The organism is Flaviaestuariibacter terrae (assembly GCF_054777635.1).
In genome coordinates this window covers 787,291-805,364 of the sequence record NZ_BAAHAL010000008.1, presented here as the reverse complement: position 1 = coordinate 805,364, position 18,074 = coordinate 787,291, and the positions used below count along the sequence as shown (strand labels likewise).

General features: G+C 59.1%; 19 protein-coding genes. 7 read left to right on the top strand and 12 right to left on the bottom strand.

Features of this window, described 5'->3' with window-relative positions:
• Nucleotides 1–36 precede the first annotated feature (36 nt).
• From ACYU7Z_RS11470 to ACYU7Z_RS11445, 6 genes are all read right to left on the bottom strand, one after another.
• The gene (locus tag ACYU7Z_RS11470) at nt 37–819 is read right to left on the bottom strand and encodes a fatty acid desaturase (RefSeq protein ID WP_460570550.1); all 783 of its coding nucleotides are present in this window, start codon (nt 817–819) and stop codon (nt 37–39) included.
• 251 nt (nt 820–1,070) lie between these two features.
• A complete protein-coding gene (locus ACYU7Z_RS11465; RefSeq protein ID WP_460570548.1) occupies nt 1,071–1,310 on the bottom strand; it encodes a hypothetical protein in 240 nt (79 codons plus the stop codon).
• 23 nt (nt 1,311–1,333) lie between these two features.
• Complete coding sequence (locus ACYU7Z_RS11460; RefSeq protein ID WP_460570546.1) at nt 1,334–1,669, bottom strand: DUF2085 domain-containing protein; 336 nt, start codon at nt 1,667–1,669, stop codon at nt 1,334–1,336.
• Nucleotides 1,670–2,214: 545 nt separating this feature from the next.
• Nucleotides 2,215–2,811 carry a CDP-alcohol phosphatidyltransferase family protein gene (locus ACYU7Z_RS11455; protein WP_460570544.1) on the bottom strand — a complete coding sequence of 199 codons (597 nt, stop codon included), beginning with the start codon at nt 2,809–2,811 and terminating at the stop codon, nt 2,215–2,217.
• Nucleotides 2,812–2,855: 44 nt separating this feature from the next.
• On the bottom strand, nt 2,856–3,815 hold the full coding sequence (locus ACYU7Z_RS11450; protein ID WP_460570542.1) for a hypothetical protein: 960 nt from the start codon (nt 3,813–3,815) through the stop codon (nt 2,856–2,858).
• Between the two features lie 128 nt (nt 3,816–3,943).
• Entirely contained in the window at nt 3,944–4,303 is a 360-nt protein-coding gene (locus tag ACYU7Z_RS11445; protein WP_460570540.1) for a four helix bundle protein, read from the bottom strand.
• A 172-nt stretch (nt 4,304–4,475) separates the two neighbouring features.
• On the opposite strand from ACYU7Z_RS11445, the gene polA reads away from it, so the two are divergent.
• From polA to ACYU7Z_RS11425, 4 genes are all read left to right on the top strand, one after another.
• Nucleotides 4,476–7,283: a DNA polymerase I gene (gene polA / locus ACYU7Z_RS11440; protein ID WP_460570538.1), complete on the top strand. Its 2,808-nt coding sequence runs from the start codon at nt 4,476–4,478 to the stop codon at nt 7,281–7,283.
• 79 nt (nt 7,284–7,362) lie between these two features.
• Nucleotides 7,363–8,004, top strand: a complete 642-nt coding sequence (locus ACYU7Z_RS11435; RefSeq protein ID WP_460570536.1) for a DsbA family protein — start codon at nt 7,363–7,365, stop codon at nt 8,002–8,004.
• 93 nt (nt 8,005–8,097) lie between these two features.
• A complete protein-coding gene (locus tag ACYU7Z_RS11430) occupies nt 8,098–8,439 on the top strand; it encodes a phage holin family protein (RefSeq protein WP_460570534.1) in 342 nt (113 codons plus the stop codon).
• Between the two features lie 28 nt (nt 8,440–8,467).
• On the top strand, nt 8,468–10,483 hold the full coding sequence (locus ACYU7Z_RS11425) for an alpha-ketoacid dehydrogenase subunit alpha/beta (protein WP_460570532.1): 2,016 nt from the start codon (nt 8,468–8,470) through the stop codon (nt 10,481–10,483).
• Between the two features lie 110 nt (nt 10,484–10,593).
• On the opposite strand, the gene ACYU7Z_RS11420 is transcribed toward ACYU7Z_RS11425, so the two are convergent.
• The 3 genes from ACYU7Z_RS11420 to ACYU7Z_RS11410 all read right to left on the bottom strand — a co-directional run bounded on the left by ACYU7Z_RS11420 (nt 10,594) and on the right by ACYU7Z_RS11410 (nt 12,892).
• Complete coding sequence (locus ACYU7Z_RS11420) at nt 10,594–11,142, bottom strand: hypothetical protein (protein WP_460570530.1); 549 nt, start codon at nt 11,140–11,142, stop codon at nt 10,594–10,596.
• 22 nt (nt 11,143–11,164) lie between these two features.
• Complete coding sequence (locus ACYU7Z_RS11415; RefSeq protein WP_460570528.1) at nt 11,165–11,833, bottom strand: TMEM175 family protein; 669 nt, start codon at nt 11,831–11,833, stop codon at nt 11,165–11,167.
• A gap of 303 nt (nt 11,834–12,136) precedes the next feature.
• On the bottom strand, nt 12,137–12,892 hold the full coding sequence (locus ACYU7Z_RS11410) for a hypothetical protein (RefSeq protein ID WP_460570526.1): 756 nt from the start codon (nt 12,890–12,892) through the stop codon (nt 12,137–12,139).
• A gap of 275 nt (nt 12,893–13,167) precedes the next feature.
• Between ACYU7Z_RS11410 and ACYU7Z_RS11405 the strand changes: the two genes are divergently transcribed.
• Complete coding sequence (locus ACYU7Z_RS11405; protein ID WP_460570524.1) at nt 13,168–13,950, top strand: inositol monophosphatase family protein; 783 nt, start codon at nt 13,168–13,170, stop codon at nt 13,948–13,950.
• A gap of 14 nt (nt 13,951–13,964) precedes the next feature.
• Here the strand turns inward: ACYU7Z_RS11405 and ACYU7Z_RS11400 are convergent, their stop codons facing one another.
• The 3 genes from ACYU7Z_RS11400 to ACYU7Z_RS11390 are packed head-to-tail and all read right to left on the bottom strand — an operon-like array spanning nt 13,965 to nt 15,280.
• Nucleotides 13,965–14,516 carry an STM3941 family protein gene (locus ACYU7Z_RS11400; RefSeq protein WP_460570522.1) on the bottom strand — a complete coding sequence of 184 codons (552 nt, stop codon included), beginning with the start codon at nt 14,514–14,516 and terminating at the stop codon, nt 13,965–13,967.
• Entirely contained in the window at nt 14,513–14,881 is a 369-nt protein-coding gene (locus ACYU7Z_RS11395) for a VOC family protein (protein ID WP_460570520.1), read from the bottom strand. The genes ACYU7Z_RS11400 and ACYU7Z_RS11395 overlap by 4 nt, the downstream gene beginning before the upstream one ends.
• A gap of 36 nt (nt 14,882–14,917) precedes the next feature.
• Nucleotides 14,918–15,280 carry a VOC family protein gene (locus ACYU7Z_RS11390; RefSeq protein ID WP_460570518.1) on the bottom strand — a complete coding sequence of 121 codons (363 nt, stop codon included), beginning with the start codon at nt 15,278–15,280 and terminating at the stop codon, nt 14,918–14,920.
• Between the two features lie 157 nt (nt 15,281–15,437).
• Between ACYU7Z_RS11390 and thiL the strand changes: the two genes are divergently transcribed.
• Both thiL and ACYU7Z_RS11380 read left to right on the top strand, forming a co-directional pair.
• Nucleotides 15,438–16,472: a thiamine-phosphate kinase gene (thiL, locus tag ACYU7Z_RS11385; RefSeq protein WP_460570516.1), complete on the top strand. Its 1,035-nt coding sequence runs from the start codon at nt 15,438–15,440 to the stop codon at nt 16,470–16,472.
• Nucleotides 16,473–16,537: 65 nt separating this feature from the next.
• Nucleotides 16,538–18,019 carry a S41 family peptidase gene (locus ACYU7Z_RS11380; protein WP_460570515.1) on the top strand — a complete coding sequence of 494 codons (1,482 nt, stop codon included), beginning with the start codon at nt 16,538–16,540 and terminating at the stop codon, nt 18,017–18,019.
• Nucleotides 18,020–18,074 lie beyond the last annotated feature (55 nt).

Genomic DNA, 18,074 nt, shown 5'->3' with positions numbered 1-18,074 from the left:
GCCTGCCGCCCTGGCCTCACACAGCATGCAGGTCTTTCAAAACGTGCTTCTCTTTTCGATCTCCGGCAGCGCCTCGTCGATGCGGCGCGCAAGCTCCGGAAGCTTGATGGTGGGCACGGCAGGAAACAGGTGGTGCTCCAGGTGATAGAACATGCTGAAGGTCACCTTGTTCTTCCAGCCCGTGCGCTGCGTCCGCGCGATCTCCGGTGTGTCGTGGGTATCGTGGTGCACGGTCCACACGGCGAAGAAGGCCATGAGAAACTCGCCGACGATCATCACAGTCATATGGTAGATAAGGAAGTGAACCCGGAAGTAGAGTGCCAGCCCCGCAAACAGCGCGATGGACGCAAGCTCGAAAAGCAGGTTGCGCCGGTAGCGGGCGTTGCCCAGTTGGAGCGTCACCTTGTGAATGAGAAAGATGTGGATGGGGCCGTAAAGGATGGCGCCCCACCAACTCATGCGGGCCGACTTACCCTCGTAGTCTTCCTCGGCAAGGCAGTACTTGTGGTGCCGCAGGTGGTTGAACTTCACGGCGTGGATCGACACCATCATGAGGATGCTGTTGCTGTACAGCGTAAACCAGGTGAGGAAGCGCGCCGTGCCGAGTGAATTGTGAAAGCCGTTGTGCACCTGCCGCAGCGCGGTGAGAAAGAAGAAAGCGGAGAAGGGCAGCGCGAAGAGGTAGTAGTGATAATAAGCCAGGGCCATGGAGGCCAGGAACCAGGGAATGGTGAGGTTGTTCTCGATGAGCAGCTCGCGCAGCGAGAGGCGGCGAAGGTCTTTCCATTCTACCCGGCGCAGGAGGTCGGCGTGGGTCATAAGGGGTTAGGTTTGTGCGGTGTAAAGGTAGGCCAGTGCCTGCTGCGAAAGCCCATGTGCTTCCCCGTACAATACAACCCCGGCCTGGCGAACATGCGCGCCGGTGCGGCGGAGCCGGCGCTGAAAATGCGCACCACAAGCCCCAATCTTTCCCTATTGCTTCCGGGAAAAGCGCGCATCGCCAACCGCACTCTGCTAACGAAAAAACCGCTGCACGGGGCAGCGGTTTTTTTATCGGTTACGAACGGCGCTTAGTAGCCGCGCGTGCCCATCGTGGACATGGTGATGAGGCGTACGATGATGCCGAACACGGCACCTGCGATGGCGGCATAGCATGCGGTATTGGCCTTCTGGCGGTTTTTGTCCTTGTTGACGAAGAACAGGATGATCCCCACCAGCGGGATACAGAACGATACGATGGTCAGGGGAATACCGAGCTTCTCCTGCGGCGGTTCGGGAAACAGGTCGTTCGGGTTGTTCGAATTTTCCATTTGGGTTGGTTTTAGCGGTTTGGTTATGTAAGAATGAGATTGCCGATGAAGGTGCCGATGTTCACCACGATGGCCATAAGCCCGGTACCGGCGGCGAGGCCGGTGCTGAAGCGGAGCCAGTTGGTGCTTTCGCGGCGCAGGTAGGCCTGCGTCAGCCCGTCGATGATCGTGGGAGCCATAAGCAGCAGCGCCCAGCCACTGGCGAGGTACCAGAACTCAAAATTGAAAAACGGGAAGGTCAGGTACCCGAGGTAAATGCCCGTGCAGCGCGCGCACACCGGGAACTGCCGGCCCTTCCAGAAAAAGGAGCGCTCGGGTTTGCGGTGACAGGAAACGAGCTGGATCTTATAGGCAGGCATCGGGGCGAAGGACTTTTATTGACGTTTTAAAGATAGGGGATTGTGTTCAACGGGCTGCATCCCAACGTCCTACGTGCATATGTCCCCCGGCGTCAGCCGGGCGTCTGCGAAAACTTACGACGCGCCCCTCGTAGATCTACGAACGGGCTCTACGAACAACTGCCCGATTTTTCAAATTAGCATGCTGCGGATTTGCGCAGCCGTGACGGGCGCATTAGGTTTGTGTCATCCAATATCCCAATCCAATCTTATGAGAACCGAAACTTCCAACCGCTGGTTGAACGCTGTACTGTTACTGGCCCTGGCTGCCGCTCTTTACCTGAACTTCTCTTACCAGGATGATGAGCTCCGGGAGTCCTACAACACACAGTCGCTTCACCTGCCCCCGGTTGACAGCCAAGGTTCAATTTCTGCCCGTTAAGGGTTCATGTTTTTATTCGTTTTTAGGTAGTCAGGACCCCGCTTTTGCGGGGTTTTGATTTTTGGGTATTTGCTCTTCGGGAAAATGGTCGGCAGCACCCTGCGGCTTTGAAACCGACACCGGATCAACCGTTGAACAGTTTGTGCCGGCGAAGCGGTTTTCCCTGCCGGAGCCGCAGCGCGTGCAACAGGCTTGGAACGTCGGCGGTCCACTGCCGCAGCAGCAGGATGATGCCGATGATCTCGACACGCGTGGCGATGCCGGCCCAGAAGCAGATCGGATATAGAACCGGCGCCTCGCCCGTTAGCAGTAGCTGGAGCAGCGTGGCAAAAAGCAGCAGGGTCCACAGCTTGGAAGCAATGGCGTGTGTGGCCACCTCTTTCCGGAAACGGAGAAAACTCAGTGTATATACGAGGGCCTCGCTTCCCAGCAGCAACAGCAGCGACAGTGCGTGCGTTGCAAAGAAACCCGGGAAGCGGAGGAAAGCGGTGAGTGCCGCGAGCAGCCAGAACAGGTTGTCGGCGGCCGAATCCAGACGGCGGAGCGACGTTGTGGAGACGCCCATGCGGCGGGCGACGATGCCGTCGAAAATGTCGGAAAGCAACCCGGCGCTGAGCAACAGCAAGGCGATGCTGCCGAAATGGGGCTGTGTGCGGAGCAGCAGTAGGGTGAGGCCCAGCAGCGGGCGAAGTAATACGAGCAGCAGCGGGATTCGTTTCATGACGGCAAGCTAGCGCGGCCGCCGCGCCTCCCTGTTGACAAAGATCAAGAAAGCGGCCCGGTACCGAGGGCGGCTGCGAGTGCTTCCGGGTCGTCGATAGCGAAGGCGATGACGCTGCTTTCTGCAGAGCGTCCAAAGGATCTTCGAATAGTAGCAGGCTCAGCGAGATAAAGGATCATGTTGGCCGCCTCGAGCCGCGGCACGAGCCCGAGCGATAGCGCTTCGGCCGGAAGCTCCAGGCGCTTGCCGGTTTGCACACGCGCGATGTTGGAGCGAAGGATATCGGCTTCGCCGCCAAGCAGCCCGTTGCGCAACCGCAGCTCGGTGCCGGTTACGATCGTAGGCCGTACACGCAACGCGCGCAGGTGGGCGGTCAGCTGCAGGCAGGAGTAGAGCCCCGCGGCCGTAAGTACCCAAGCCAGCAGCGGCTTCCAGAGCGCCAGCAGGAAATGCAGCGCCACCGTTTCCACCAGGAAAAGCCCGACAAAGCAGCCCAGCACAAGCACCGCGCCGCTGCGGCGGCCCGTGGAGAAGCCGGCGGGCGCCCTCCGGAACAGGTAAAGAGGCAGTGTCAGCTCGGTGGCCAGCAGGGCAGCGGCGCGCGCGCTTCCCGTGAGCTCCAGTAGCAGCGCCCGGCAGCGGTCGAGCGGGTCGGTAACAGGCGCCGCCTTGCGCCGCGCCGCCCGTAGCTGCAGCAACAGGTAACCGACCAGGATTGCTTCGGCCGCCGGCGCCACGAAACGCCGCAGCAACGCCAGGAACGGCACCGCATCAGCGGGCAGCAGTAAGCCCGCGAGCGTGGCCCCTAGCAGGAATACGCGGAGCGCCACCCGAAGCCGCGCGCCCGGGTGCGCAAGAAGCGAAGCCAGCACCGGGGCCGTCAGCAGCAGGTCGCCGGCCAGCGCGGTCGGAAGCAGCGGCCGCTGCAAGCCCGATAAGGCGATGAGCGCGCAGAAGGCGAAGATGGAAAGCGGAAGAAGCCAGGTGAGTCGGCGGGTAATCACCGTGTGAAGTTCGGCATGCCTGCCTTTCCGAACAGGGGAGGATGGATCAATTGAGGGTAGAATGGGAGTACTTGATTAATTGAGTACATGATTACCTGAATTCAGAGGCTGGGGTAAGTTGCGAGCCACTATTTGCCGGAGGCAGTCTTTACGGAGCTGACAAATATGCAGATCAGCTCGTCGTTTTCCTGTTCCACCGGTGCTATCTCTTGTTCATCGACCCATTGCATGAGCCGCAGCAGTTGAAGGCTAACTGATGTTTCCCGCAACTCTTTCAAACCAACCTTCATTTTGTGAACAAAATCCGCCCTGCTTTCAGCAGCCTGCGCCTCGGCATAAATCAAGGCCGGCGCTGTGCCGCTGCGGATCACTTGTCCTTCGATATGCCTGGCTGCCCGTGTCGGGGGCAATAATTCGGTCAGTTTCATGATGCGCACTCCGAACGCTACAAGTCTTTTTTCAAGCACCTGCACTTTTGCTTTGTCCATACGTTTCTTTTTTCGCAAACGTCGACTCGGCAAAGAGTGCGGCCAAGTGAATTATCCCATCATAGCCTGTTTTTTTTCCGCTCTTTTCCTGTTGTTTCTCCCGCCTCTTCACTCAAGTATTCATGTATTCGAGTAATCAAGTATTCTTCCTCCACCCTCCTAACTTCGCGCAATGGAATCCTCCGAAAAAAAGCTGTTCCTTCTCGACGCAATGGCGCTCATCTTCCGCGCCTACTACGCGCTGCTGCGCAACCCGCGCATCACCTCCAAAGGAAAAAATACCAATGCCCAGTTTGGCTTCACCAATACACTGATCGACCTCATTAACAACCAGAAGCCGACGCATATGGCCGTGTGCTTCGAAGGCGGCGCGCCGGCAGGACGCATGGCCGATTTCGCCGACTATAAAGCCAACCGCCAGGAAGCGCCCGAAGACATCTCGGCTTCCATCCCCGACATCAAGCGGATGCTCCAGGCCTTCAACATCCCCATCCTCGAAAGCGAAGGCTTCGAGGCCGACGACGTTATCGGCACCCTCGCCAAGCAGGCCGAAAAGCTGGGCTACACGGTATATATGGTAACGCCCGACAAAGACTACGGCCAGCTCGTGTCGGAGCACGTGAAGATCTACAAGCCCGGCTACCAGGGCGGCGAAGTGGAGATCATGGGGCCGCAGGAAGTGTGCAACAAGTGGTGCATTCAAAGCGTCGACCAGGTGATCGACATGCTCGGCCTCATGGGCGATGCGGTCGATAATATTCCCGGCATCGCGGGCGTTGGCGAGAAGACCGCCTGCAAGCTCCTCACCGAATACGGCACCCTCGAAAACGTGCTCGCCAATGCCGATAACATCAAGGGCGCCATCGGCGAAAAGGTGCGCAAGGGCCGCGAGCAGGCCCTCATGAGCAAGCGCCTCGCCACCATCATCACCGAGGTGCCGGTTGACTTCCACGAAGAGGACTTCCGTCTCAAGGAATGGAACAAGGACGCGCTCCGCGACGTATTTATGGAGCTGGAGTTCCGCACCTTTATCAACCGCCTCCTGGGCGAAGGCGCCCCCGCAGCCCCCAACGCACCGGCACGCAAAGCCGGTGGCCAGCAGCCCGGTCTGTTCGATGCCGTACCCGGCGAGGAGCCCGTGAACAACGTGGTGACGCCCGGAAAAAACATCAACAATACGCCGCACGATTATACGCTCGTGGAAAGCGACGGGGAATGGCGCGAGCTGCTCGACGCGCTCGACAGCGCGCCCGAGATCTCCTTCGATACCGAAACCACCGGGATCGACGCCAATACCGCCGACCTCGTGGGCATGAGCTTTTCGGTAGAGCCCGGCAAAGGCTGGTATGTGCCGCTGCCCGTGCGCAAGGAAGAAGTCATCGGGGTACTCGAGCGCTTCGCACCCGTATTTGCGCGGCCCGACAAGCTGTGGGTCGGCCACAACACCAAGTACGACCTGCTGATGCTGAAGTGGTATGGCGTCGACATCGAAGGGCAACTGTTCGACACGATGCTGGCGCATTACCTGATCGAGCCCGATGGCAAGCGCAACATGGATTGGCTGGCGGCCAAGTACCTCGGCTACGAGCCCATTCACATCGAGGAGCTCATTGGCAAGAAAGGCAAGAACCAGGGCACCATGCGCGACGTGGAGCCGGAAAAGGTGAAGGAGTACGCCGTCGAGGACGCCGACATCACGCTGCAGTTCAAGCCCGTGTTTGAGCCGCAGCTCGCGAAGTCGGACGTGCGCCGCGTGTTCGACGACGTGGAGATCCCGCTGGTGAAAGTGCTGCGCGACATCGAATACGAAGGCGTGCGTGTCGACGTGGACTTTCTCCGCGCCTATTCGCGGCAGCTCGAGGAAGAAGCCCGCAACCACGAAGAGAAAGTATACGAGCTCGCCGGCCAGCGCTTCAACCTGGGCTCGCCGAAACAGCTGGGTGATATTTTGTTTGAAGTGCTGAAGCTCGATCCGAAAGCGAAGAAGACCAAGACCGGCCAGTATGCCACCGGCGAAGACGTGCTGAGCAAGCTTGCCAAGGAGTTTCCCATCTGCGATCATATCCTCGCGTACCGCGAGTTCACCAAGCTGCGCTCCACCTACGTCGATGCGCTGCCCGAGCTGATCAACCCGCGCACAGGCCGCGTGCACACCACCTTCGCGCAGGCCGTTGCCGTCACAGGGCGCCTGTCGAGCAACAACCCGAACCTGCAGAACATCCCCATCCGCACCGAGCGCGGCAAGGAGATCCGCAAAGCTTTCATCCCGCGCGACGAGCACCATGTTCTCGTGTCGGCCGACTACTCGCAGATCGAGCTGCGCATCGTGGCGGCCCTCTCCGGCGACCCGGCGATGTGCGCCGCTTTCCGTGAAAACAAAGACGTGCATACCGCCACCGCCGCCAAAGTGTACGGCGTGCCCGAGCAGGAGGTCACGAAGGAGCAGCGCTCGAAAGCCAAGAGCGTCAACTTCGGGATCATCTACGGGCAGGGCGCCTTCGGCCTCGCCGAGAACCTGCGCATCCCGCGTGCCGAAGCCAAGGAGATCATCGACAACTACCGCCAGGAGTTTGCCGGCATCACCGCCTACATGGACGGCACCATCAACTACTGCCGCGAGCATGGCTACGTGCAAACGGTGCTGGGCCGCAAGCGCTGGCTGCGCGACATCAACTCGGCCAACTTTACCGTTCGCGCCCTCGCCGAGCGCAACGCCATCAACTCGCCCATCCAGGGCACCGCGGCCGATATGATCAAGCTGGCGATGGCCAACGTGCAGCGCGCCTTCAGGGAGCGGCAGTTCAAAAGCCGGATGATCCTGCAGGTGCACGACGAACTTGTGTTCGACGTCGTGAAAGAGGAGCTCGAGCTCGTGAAGCCCGTTATCCTCGAGGCAATGCAAAGCGCGATGGTTCTGCCCAACGACATCCCTGTGATCGCGGAGGTGGGACATGGCGCGAATTGGCTGGAAGCACATTAGCAAATCGCGGATCTCAGATGTCTGATCTCGGATCTAAATCCGACATCCGACATCCGACATCCGACATCAGAGATTTTTTATGACGGTCTATTATTGTTATGATGCTTACTGCGGCTGGTGCTACGGCTTTTCGCCGGTTATCACGCGTATCGCAGAAGAATACAAGGGGAAGCTTGGGTTCGAGGTGCTTTCGGGCGGGATGATCCGGCCGGAGACGCCGCAGCCCTTCGGGCCCATTGCCCGCTACGTGCAGACGGCGTACAAGCGCGTGGAGGAACTCACCGGTATCAGGTTCGGCGAGGACTTTCTCTGGCATGTGTTTCACCCCGACGAAACCGACTGGTTCCCCGACTCGACGCTGCCGGCCATCGCGCTGTGCATTTTGAAGGAAGTGGCGCCCGACCGGCAGGTGGCCATCGCCGCCGATTTGCAGTACGCGCTCAACTTCGAAGGCCGCGACCTGACCGACCCCGAGGCGTACCGGCACCTGCTGCCGAAGTACGGGATCTCCGAAGAAGAGTTTTACCGGAAGCTGGCCTCCGAACAGTACAAGGACGAGGCGATCCACGAATTCGCGCTCGTACAGCAGCTGCAGGTGCGCGGCTTCCCCGCCGTATTACTACAGGTTGACGATCTGCGCTTTCACCTGCTTGCCAGCGGCTACACGAGCTACGACGATCTGAAGGCGCGGCTGGACAAGGCTTTGGCGAATAACGAATAACGAATATCGAATATCGAGGGAGTTGCCTTCGCCCACCGTTCCTTGTTCTCCATTCCTTGTTCCTTGTTCGATATTCTTTACCTTCCGCCCTCCATGAACTTCCTGCTTCGTTTCCTGCTTTGTTCGGCCCTTGGCTATTTCCTGTTCTGGTACCTCCCCGGCAGCGATCTGCGCGACCAGCCGGGTACGCTGCTTGCGGCCGTGGTGGTTGCGCTCATGGACAGCTTCATCAAGCCCGCGCGTGTCACGAAGCAATTTCCCGTAACCATCTACACCCTGGCCCTTGTGCTGACCCTGGCCAATATCGTGCTGATCAAGGTATGCGACCGCTACATTCCCGGCTTCGAGACCTCGGGCTGGGCCCTGATCATCGGCGTTGGGTTCGCCATGGCGGCGGTTTCGCTGCTCATCGACCGGATTGTGAAGTGGGAATGATACTTTTGGGCCCTTAAATTTTCGCTATATGGAGTTTCTCCGCCGCGGGCTCGATGCCGCGCAGCTGACCGATATCTACAAGAAGCTGCTCTGGCCGCGCCTCATCGAAGAAAAGATGCTGGTGCTCCTGCGCCAGGGCCGCATTTCGAAGTGGTTTAGCGGCATCGGCCAGGAGGCTATCGCCGTCGGCGCCACGATGGCCCTGGAGCCCGATGAGTGGGTGATGCCCCTGCACCGCAACCTCGGGGTGTTCACCAGCCGCGATATGCCGCTGCACCGACTTTTCAAGCAGTGGCAGGGCGCGCAGGACGGATACTCCCTCGGCCGCGAGCGCTCCTTTCACTTCGGCACCCGCGACCACCATATCTGCGGCATGATCTCCCACCTCGGCCCGCAGCTCGCCATCGCCGACGGCGTGGCACTTGCCCACAAGCTGCGCAAAGAGCAGAAGGTATCGCTGGCCTTCACCGGCGATGGCGGCACCTCCGAAGGCGACTTCCACGAGGCCCTCAACACGGCCGCCGTGTGGGAGCTTCCTGTCATCTTTATCATCGAAAACAACGGCTACGGCCTCAGCACGCCGAGCAACGAGCAGTTCCGCTGCGCCCAGCTTGCCGACCGCGCCCGCGGCTACGGCATGGAAAGCGTGGTGATCGACGGCAACAATATCCTTACCGTATACGATACGATCAAGGGCGTTCGCGACTATTGCATCCGCGAGCAAAAGCCTTTCCTGGTAGAGTGTATGACCTTCCGGATGCGCGGCCACGAAGAAGCGAGCGGCACCAAGTACGTGCCGAAGGAGCTCTTTGAGCAATGGGCGCAGAAAGATCCCATTAGCAATTACGAGCGCTGGCTGCACGAAGAGGGCGTTCTCCAATACAGCGAGATCGAAAACATCCGCAGCGAATTCAAACACAAGATCGAAAGCGAGCTGGCCATCGGCTTTGACTCGGCACCGATCGTGGTGGATACGAAGAAGGAAGTGCAGGATGTTTATGCTCCCCTCCCCCCGCAGACCTCACCCCCTACCCCTCTCCGTGGCGGAGAGGGGAGCTTTGTTTCCGCGCCCGGGGTGGGACGTGAGCTTCGTTTTATTGATGCGTTGAAAGAAGGCCTTCGCCAATCCATGGAGCAACACGCGAACCTGGTGCTGATGGGACAGGACATCGCCGAGTACGGCGGCGCCTTCAAGATCACCGAAGGATTTGTGGAGCAGTTTGGCAAGGAGCGCGTGCGCAACACACCGCTCTGCGAGAGCGCCATCGTGGGTGCGGCGCTCGGGCTTTCGCTCGAAGGCTTCAAGTCGATGATGGAAATGCAGTTTGCCGACTTTGCAACGGTGGGCTTCAACCAGATCGTGAACAACCTCGCCAAGATCCACTACCGCTGGGGGCAGAACGCCGATGTGCTGATCCGCATGCCCACGGGCGCCGGCGTCGGCGCGGGACCTTTCCATAGCCAGAGCAACGAAGCCTGGTTTGTGAAAACGCCGGGACTTAAGGTTGTGTATCCCTCATCGCCCGAAGATGCGAAGGGCCTGCTCATCGCGGCCATCAACGATCCCAACCCGGTATTGTATTTCGAGCACAAGGCGCTTTACCGCAGCGTAAGCGGCCCGGTGCCCGAAGGCTACTACGAAACGCCGATCGGTAAGGCCCGCACCGTGCGCACCGGCGACGATATCAGCATCATCACCTACGGCGCCGGCGTGCACTGGGCCGAAGATTACGCGGCCGCCCATCCCGAATACAGCATCGAGATCCTCGACCTCCGCTCGCTCCTCCCGCTCGACTATGAAGCTGTTCGCGCGGCTGTACGTAAAACGGGCAAGGTGCTCCTGCTTCACGAAGACACCCTGGTCGGCGGCATCGGTGGCGAGCTCGCGGCCTGGATCGCCGAGAACTGCTTTGAAAACCTCGATGGCCCGGTGCTGCGCTGCGCCTCGCTCGACACGCCCGTGCCCTTCAACATGGAGCTGGAGAAGAATTTCCTGGCGAAGGCAAGGCTGGGAGAATACGTGGAGCGGCTGCTGGCGTATTGAGGGAAGATTACATGAATAATTGAGTACATGATTACATGAGTTAGGAAATGGGGCCTTCCCCTCTTACCTCATGTACTCATGTATTCATGTAATCATTTGCTCTGCCTTCTTTATTCTTTCCCTTTCTCTCCCACAAACCAGTCGTCCCTTTCGCGGAACAGCACGTTGAACGTGGTGAGCGATCCGTAGATGCGCGTGATGTATTGCTGCAGGTTTACCTTGTCTTCGTCGGTCAGCACTTTGTGTGCGTTGATCTGTTGCTCGAGCACGCGCAGGCGGTCGCGGAGCATCACGATCTTATGAAAGAAATCCTCAACGGGAACTTCCTTCGGCTTTAGCGATTTATCGGCGGGTTGCAGCAGCATGGTGCCTTTCTGCCAGCGTTCGCCGAGGGGCACGGGCTCGGTGATGCCGCCCCAGAGGCGGAGGATCTTCAGCAGCGAGCGCTCCACGTCGCTGTGCGTCTGGATCTCGGCCGATACATTGTCGGCGATGATCTCGTCGAGCGAGGGATCGTTCTTGTCGATCTCCTTGGTGCCGTGGTAAATAAACGTAATGAGGTAGGTCGCGAAGCGTACAGCGGTGATGACGCCGGGGCCATACTGCGTGTGCTGCAGCCGCGTGCCGATTCCGAGGGTCAGTTGGTCGATCTGTTCCATGGGCGAAAAGTACGTTATTGAATTAATTCGCCTGGGCCACTTCGGCTTTCCGCCCTTTGCCAAAAAAGGGTCGCGCGATACGCAGCACGATCGGTATCGACATAGGTATCCAGAAAGCAGCGCGCGGCGCATTGGCATAAACGATGGCCATCACTACAAACATGAAGGGCGGCGTAAGCGCGCGGAAAATAAAGTATTTGCTTTCGACGGGATCGATGCCCTGCGCCAGGCCGCGCTTCGGGTTTTTGACGTACAGCCAGATGGCGAGGTTCATGCCGCCGAGGAGGAGGATATTGGCGCAATACACGATCACCGGCGTACGCACGCCGCTCAGGATATACTGGCTGTAAAAGCCCGAGCTGAACGGCATTAGCACCACGCCCAGGAGGAAGTACAGGTTCATCCAGAGCAGCCTGCGGTTGTAGTTGACCACGAACCCGAAAATGCGGTGGTGCACATTCCAGTAAACCCCGATGATGATGAACGAAACGAGGAAGCCGATGAACTCCGGGATCATTTCTCCGAGCTGCTGCAGCAGCTGCGCGTCGGTGACGGAGTGCCGGTCGAACTTCGGCACCTTGATCTCGATAGCCAGCAGCGTGATGGCAATGGCAAACACGGCGTCGCTGAACAGGATCATCCGCTCAAGCTGAAATTCCTTTTTGAGTTCTTGCTGAAGATGGTCGCTCATAAGGACCTAAGATAAAATTAATGTGGTAATGTGGGGATGTGGTAATGTGGTATTGGAGTAATGGAAAGAAAAAAGCACATAAGGTACCGGAAGACCATTCGTCGGTAAGGCCGCATCCCGCAGGGATGCGCGTTTATCAAGATGGACAATCGTTAGTACGTCCTCATCCCGCAGGGATGCTCGCTTGGTAGCAAGAGGGATAATCGTCGGTACGTCCGCATCCCGCAGGGATGCTCGTTTGGTAAAACGATAGGAACAAACGGGGTTTATGCATCCCGGAGGGATGCCGCCTGGTTCTTCAGCCTATTGGCCAAAATCATCGGGCACGGGCGATTTGCCCATCCAGGCATCGTAGCACAACTTGATGTAGCGCTGGAATTCATAGTCGGAAGCGCTCTGCGTGAATTCAACCGAGGGTCGGAAGCGCTCCTGGAAGGCGCCGAGGTCGTCGCCATCGAGACCGGTGAGGCGGTGGATCAGGGGCTTGCTGAACCGGTTGTCGATAAAGCGCTGCTCCTCTTCGGCCATCAGGCGCGCCTGGAAGTGCGCGGCGCTTCGGTTGCGGCGAAACTGGAACACGCGGATCAGCTCGTTGATGTCGATACCCGCGCCACCGGCGCCTACGGAGGTCATCGACTCGAGGTTCGGGCGGTGAAAATCGAAGGCGCGTGCGTATTCGGCGCGGTTGCGCGCCGAGTCGAGGCGGTAGTTGCGGCCGTACACCACTACTTCCTTCAGCACCTTGTAGCGGCTGCCGGTGGCAGGCACGCGGAGCGAGATGTCGAAGTGGTCGAGGTCGCGGATCGTTTTGACGGGATACTTGAGCGTCGACTTGCCCAGAAAGGTAAAGTACACAGAGTCGGCGTCGGAAACGGCAATGCTGTAGGTGCCTTCGTTGCCCGTGACCACACTGTGGCCCGAGGTCGTGGCAACGATAACGGAAGAAATGGCGTAGTTGCGCGAGGAGTCGTACACCGTGCCCTGCAGGGTATACTGGGCCGAGGCGCCGAGGGCGCCCAGCAGCGGGCAGCAAAGAAGAAGCAGTAGCCGGTAGTTCACAGGAAGGCAAGTTAGGCCCGGAAAACTAAAGGGAATGTTATTGGTGAGCGGGTGAGCGGTGAGCAAATGAGCGGGTGAGCGGTGAGCAAGTGAGCGGTGAGCGCCCACATAGAGCAGGCCGGTGCTGCGTCCGCTATCCTCCCTCGCAGTGAAGGATCGAAGCCCCCTTGAAAACCTTCCTCAAAAGCTTTCAGAACCTGTCAAAACCTTCAGAACTCCCAGAACCTCCAGAACCTTGCAAAACCTTCCTCCAAAACCGCCCGTATCTTCGCGCCATGTCCATGACCACACTCCGCGCGGCGATCGACGCAGGCGCCGCGGCTATCCGCAGTTTTTCCGACAAGGCCTTTGAAGTCAGCAATAAGGAAGGCATCAACAACCTCGTCACCGAGGTCGACCATGCTTCCGAGAAGGCCATTATGGATGTGATCCGTGCGGCCCACCCCGACCACGCCATCCTCAGCGAGGAGTCGGGCGCCAACGACCAGCGGTCGGAATGGAAATGGATCATCGATCCCATCGACGGCACCGTCAACTTCGCGCACCATATTCCCATCTGCGCCATCTCCATCGGCCTCGAGCACAACGGCAAGATGGTGCTCGGCGGTGTATACAACCCGTTCATGAACGAGCTCTACCTCGCCGAGCGCGGCCAGGGCGCCACGCTCAACGGCAAGCCGATCCACGTATCGAAAAAAGACCAGGTAATCAACGCCTGCATGGTGACTGGCTTCCCCTACACCTACCTCGACGAGCCCAATGGCCCGCTGCAGGTGTTCGAGCGCTTTATCCGCCGCGGTATTCCCGTGCGTCGCCTCGGGTCCGCCGCCATCGACCTGTGCTGGGTCGCGGCGGGCCGCTTCGACGGCTTTTACGAGCATAAGCTGCAGGCCTGGGACAGCGCCGCAGGCTGGATCATCGTGGAAGAAGCCGGCGGAAAAGTCAGCAACCTCCAGGGCGATCCTTACGATTGCTACAAGCCCGGGCTCATCGCCACCAACGGCATCATCCAGGATGAACTGGTGCAGTGGGTCAACGGCAACGTACCGGCTCTGTAAGCCGGGATCGGAAATCAAAAATCAGAAGCGGGTTGTGCGTGGGAGGCCGCCAGGTGCTCACGCAGTAATTTTTCCAGCTCGGCAAGGCTGCAGGTCAGCGTATTGGCCGAAACGGCAAAGGGCGACCCGTATTGTTTCAGGTTGAACGACATGCTCATTCTCTGGACGCGGCCAGTCGCCTGTTCCAGGTATCTCTCCGGGTCAAATACATGGATGATCAGGAATTCCTGGTTGTACACCGATGCCCGCGAAAAGCCGCTGATATCGGTCCAGGGCAACTGGCCGAAGGCCACGCCGCTCGTATTGTCCTGCACGCCCGCGGCATCGATCACGAAGCCGGGGCGCTTGTCGGATAGCTTGCGTACGAAAAAGAAGGCCGACCAGCCGAAGAACAGGATCGCCGCCACGGCGACGCTGTTTTTCACGACCGGGTTGCTGAGCAGGAAATTGCTCGTCTCGCCGCTGTACGCCAGCATCCAGGCGCCGCCGGCCACGAAGACGATCGCGAGGAGCAGGAGCCTCGCCATCTTTTTTTTGCTGAGGGGTATTTCGATTCGCTGTTTCATTTGTTGTGAAATTTTCCGATGTGCCACAGGATTCCCGACGGGTCGTGAATAAAGCATTCGGTGCCCCAGGGCTCCCGCCGGGGCGGGGATATGCGGGCTCCGGGAAAGCGCTCCGGCAGATTCAGTTGCGTAATGCGTTCCCAAAATGCCTGCACGTCGGCCACTTCGAGGAACACCTGGCTGTTGGCGATCCAGTCGGGCACGTCGGCGTCCTGCAGGTAAAAGGCGCAGCCCTCCATCTGGAACAGCGAAAAACCGGGTTCAAGTGGCGTTTCGGTGAACCCCAGCGCGGAGTAGAATGCGCGTGAGTGCTGGAAATCTTTTGCACCCAAAAACGGACGTACCGAAAGGACCTGGTTGCTCATGCTATAAACGTACAAACAATGCCGGATTGAAGCCTATTATTTGAAAGCGCCCACATGCCATAAGATCCCCGACGGGTCGATCAGCGCAAACGCATCGCCCCAGTCCTCGTGGCGGATGGCCTCGAGACGGGCGCCGGGAAAATGTTCCGGAAGGTTGAGTGCCGCCAGCCGCTCCCGCGTTGCCACGACGTCGTCGACCTCCAAAAACAGCATCGTATTGCCCACCCAGTCGGCCTGGTAGTAGCGCTGCAGGTAAAAGGCAAGGGCGCCGAGCGTGAATACCGACATATCGGGCAGCACCGGGTTCTCTTCGAATCCGATCGCCGTATAGAAGCGGCGGGCCGTATCGAAGTCTTTGGCGCCGATAAACGGGCGCAGGGATCGTGCGGAAGAAAGCATAGGCGAAATAAGGTTTTTCACCGCGAAAAAAGAGAAAAAGGTATACGCGGAGAATCGCACGTTTCAGGCTACGCACTGCCAGGCCCCTATTTCTTCGCGAAACAACTTATTTTCTTCTTTCTTGGCGGTTCCGAACCTTCTTTACCTTTGAAAACTTATGTCTGAACGCACTGAAGTAAGCTCCCTGGGCGAATTTGGCCTTATCGAGCACCTCACGAAGAACATCGAATTCCACAACGCCTCCACCCTGCTGGGCGTGGGCGACGACGCCGCCGTCATCGACCAGTTTGGCAAGCAGACCGTACTCAGCACCGACCTGCTCCTCGAAGGCGTCCACTTCGACCTTGGCTATACGCCCCTGCGGCACCTTGGCTACAAAAGCGTGGCCGTCAATGTGAGCGACATCTACGCGATGAACGCCACGCCAACGCAGATCCTCCTGAGCATCGGCTTCTCCAACCGCTTTTCGGTGGAGGCGCTCGACGAGTTTTACGAAGGCGTGTACGCCGCCTGTGACCGCTACAACGTCGACCTCGTTGGCGGCGACACAACCTCCTCGCAGAAAGGCTTTATCATCTCCTGCACCGCCATCGGCGAGGTAGCCCCCGACCAGTACGTGAAGCGTACGGGCGCGCAAAAGGGCGACCTCGTCTGCGTGTCGGGCGACCTCGGCGCGGCCTACCTTGGCCTGCTGCTGCTGGAGCGCGAGAAGCGCATCTGGATGGAAAACCCGCAGATCCAGCCCGACCTCGAGGGCGAGAAATACATCGTGGGCCGCCTGCTGAAGCCCGAGGCCCGCAAAGACATCATCGAGTTCTTCGCCGGCGCGGAAATCAAGCCGACGAGCATGATCGATATTTCGGACGGTCTATCCTCCGAGCTGCTCCACCTCTGCAAGGGCAGCGGCGTGGGTGCGATGATCTACGAAGACAAGCTGCCCATTCACGACGATACCCGCCAGGCGGCCTTCAAGTTCAACTCGGAGGCAACGGCCTGCGCCCTCAGCGGCGGCGAAGACTACGAGCTGCTCTTTACCATCCGCCAGGACGACTACGAGAAGCTGGGCAACATGAACGACATCTCCGTCATCGGCTACATCACCGACGCCGAGGCGGGTGTGCACATCCACAGCAAGGGCGGCAACAAATACCCCGTTACCGCGCAGGGATGGAATCATATGAATAACGGGTAAAGAATATCGAATATCAAATATCAAATATCAAATATCGAATATCGGATAACGAATATCGAAGGGATATGAGGAAGTGGCTGACGGGGATGTTATTCGTAGCGGTGCTGGCGGGATGCCGCTCGTCGAAAGAGTTTGTGGCGACGAAGAAGTACGCGCCCGAAGTGCTACGCGAAGACTACCGGCTGTTCCGCAACATCCTCGAAGACAGTCACCCGGGGCTATACTGGTACACGCCGAAAGACAGCATGGACCTGTATTTCGAGCGGGGAGCGGCGCTTATCCAGGACTCGATGACCGAGACGCGCTTCCGCGCCGTGCTGGGTTACGTGCTGGCGCAGCTGCACTGCGGACACACCTATCCGCGTCCGTCGAAAGCCTTTGTGCGCGCCGCCGGCGACGGCTTCTCCTACCCCGTGGCGCTCAAGCTCTGGCCCGATACCGCCATCGTCACGGCCAACTTCGACCGCCGCGACTCACAGCTCGCGCGCGGCTCGGTGATCACCTCCATCGACGGCCGGTCGATCCGTACAATTACGGATACGCTGTTTCACTACCTCTCCGGTGATGGCTACAACCGCACGCACCTGTTTCAAACACTGAGCAACCGCGGCGGCTTCGGCAATGCCTACCTGCCTGTGTATGGCTATAAGCCCAAGTACCGCGTTACCTGGATCGACACGCTGGGCGCGCCGCACAACGCGCTGGTGAACCTGTTCCTGCCCTCGCGCGACAGCAGCCGCCGGAGCGCACGCGCCAGCCGTCCCTCGCGCGCGGAGCGGAAGCGAATGATGCGCACGGCGCTCCGCGAGTTCCATATTGACAGCTCGGGGCAAACGGCGTTCATCAACCTGGCCACCTTCACCAAGGGCTACCAGCTTCGCGGATTTTTCCGCCGCTCCTTCCGCACACTCCGCGAGCTGGGCACGCCCAACCTCGTCATCGACCTGCGGGGCAACGGCGGTGGCTCCGTCACCAACTCAAACCTCCTCACGAAATACATTGCCGACAAGCCCTTCAAGATCGCCGACACGCTGTATGCCGTGCGCCGCAACAGCCCCTACCGCAGGTACCAGTCGGACGGCTTCTGGAACAACCTCTTCCTGCTCTTCATGACGCGCCGCGAAGCCGACGGAAACTACCACTTCCACTATTTCGAAGGACGTCATTTCAACCCCAAGAAGAAGAATCGCTACACCGGGCAGGTGTATGTGCTCACGGGCGGCAACACGTTTTCGGCGTCCACGCTTTTCGCCGGCGCCGTGCGCGGCCAGTCCAACGTGACGCTGCTGGGCGAGGAAACGGGCGGCGGCGCTTATGGCAATAATGCCTGGCTCATCCCCGATGTGACGCTGCCGCATACCGGTGTGCGCTTTCGCCTCCCGCTCTTCCGCCTCGTGATCGATAAGGATGCCGAGAAAGGCCGCGGCGTGCAGCCCGAAATATTCGTGGGGCCCAGCGTAGAGGCCATCCGCGCCAACCGGGATTACAAGATGGATAGCGTGATTCAGCTGATCCGAGCGCGCGAGAAAGAACGCGGATCGTTATGATTTTTAGGATGAGCGCGGATTTATTTCCGCGTCAAATGAAATCATAAACAATCCT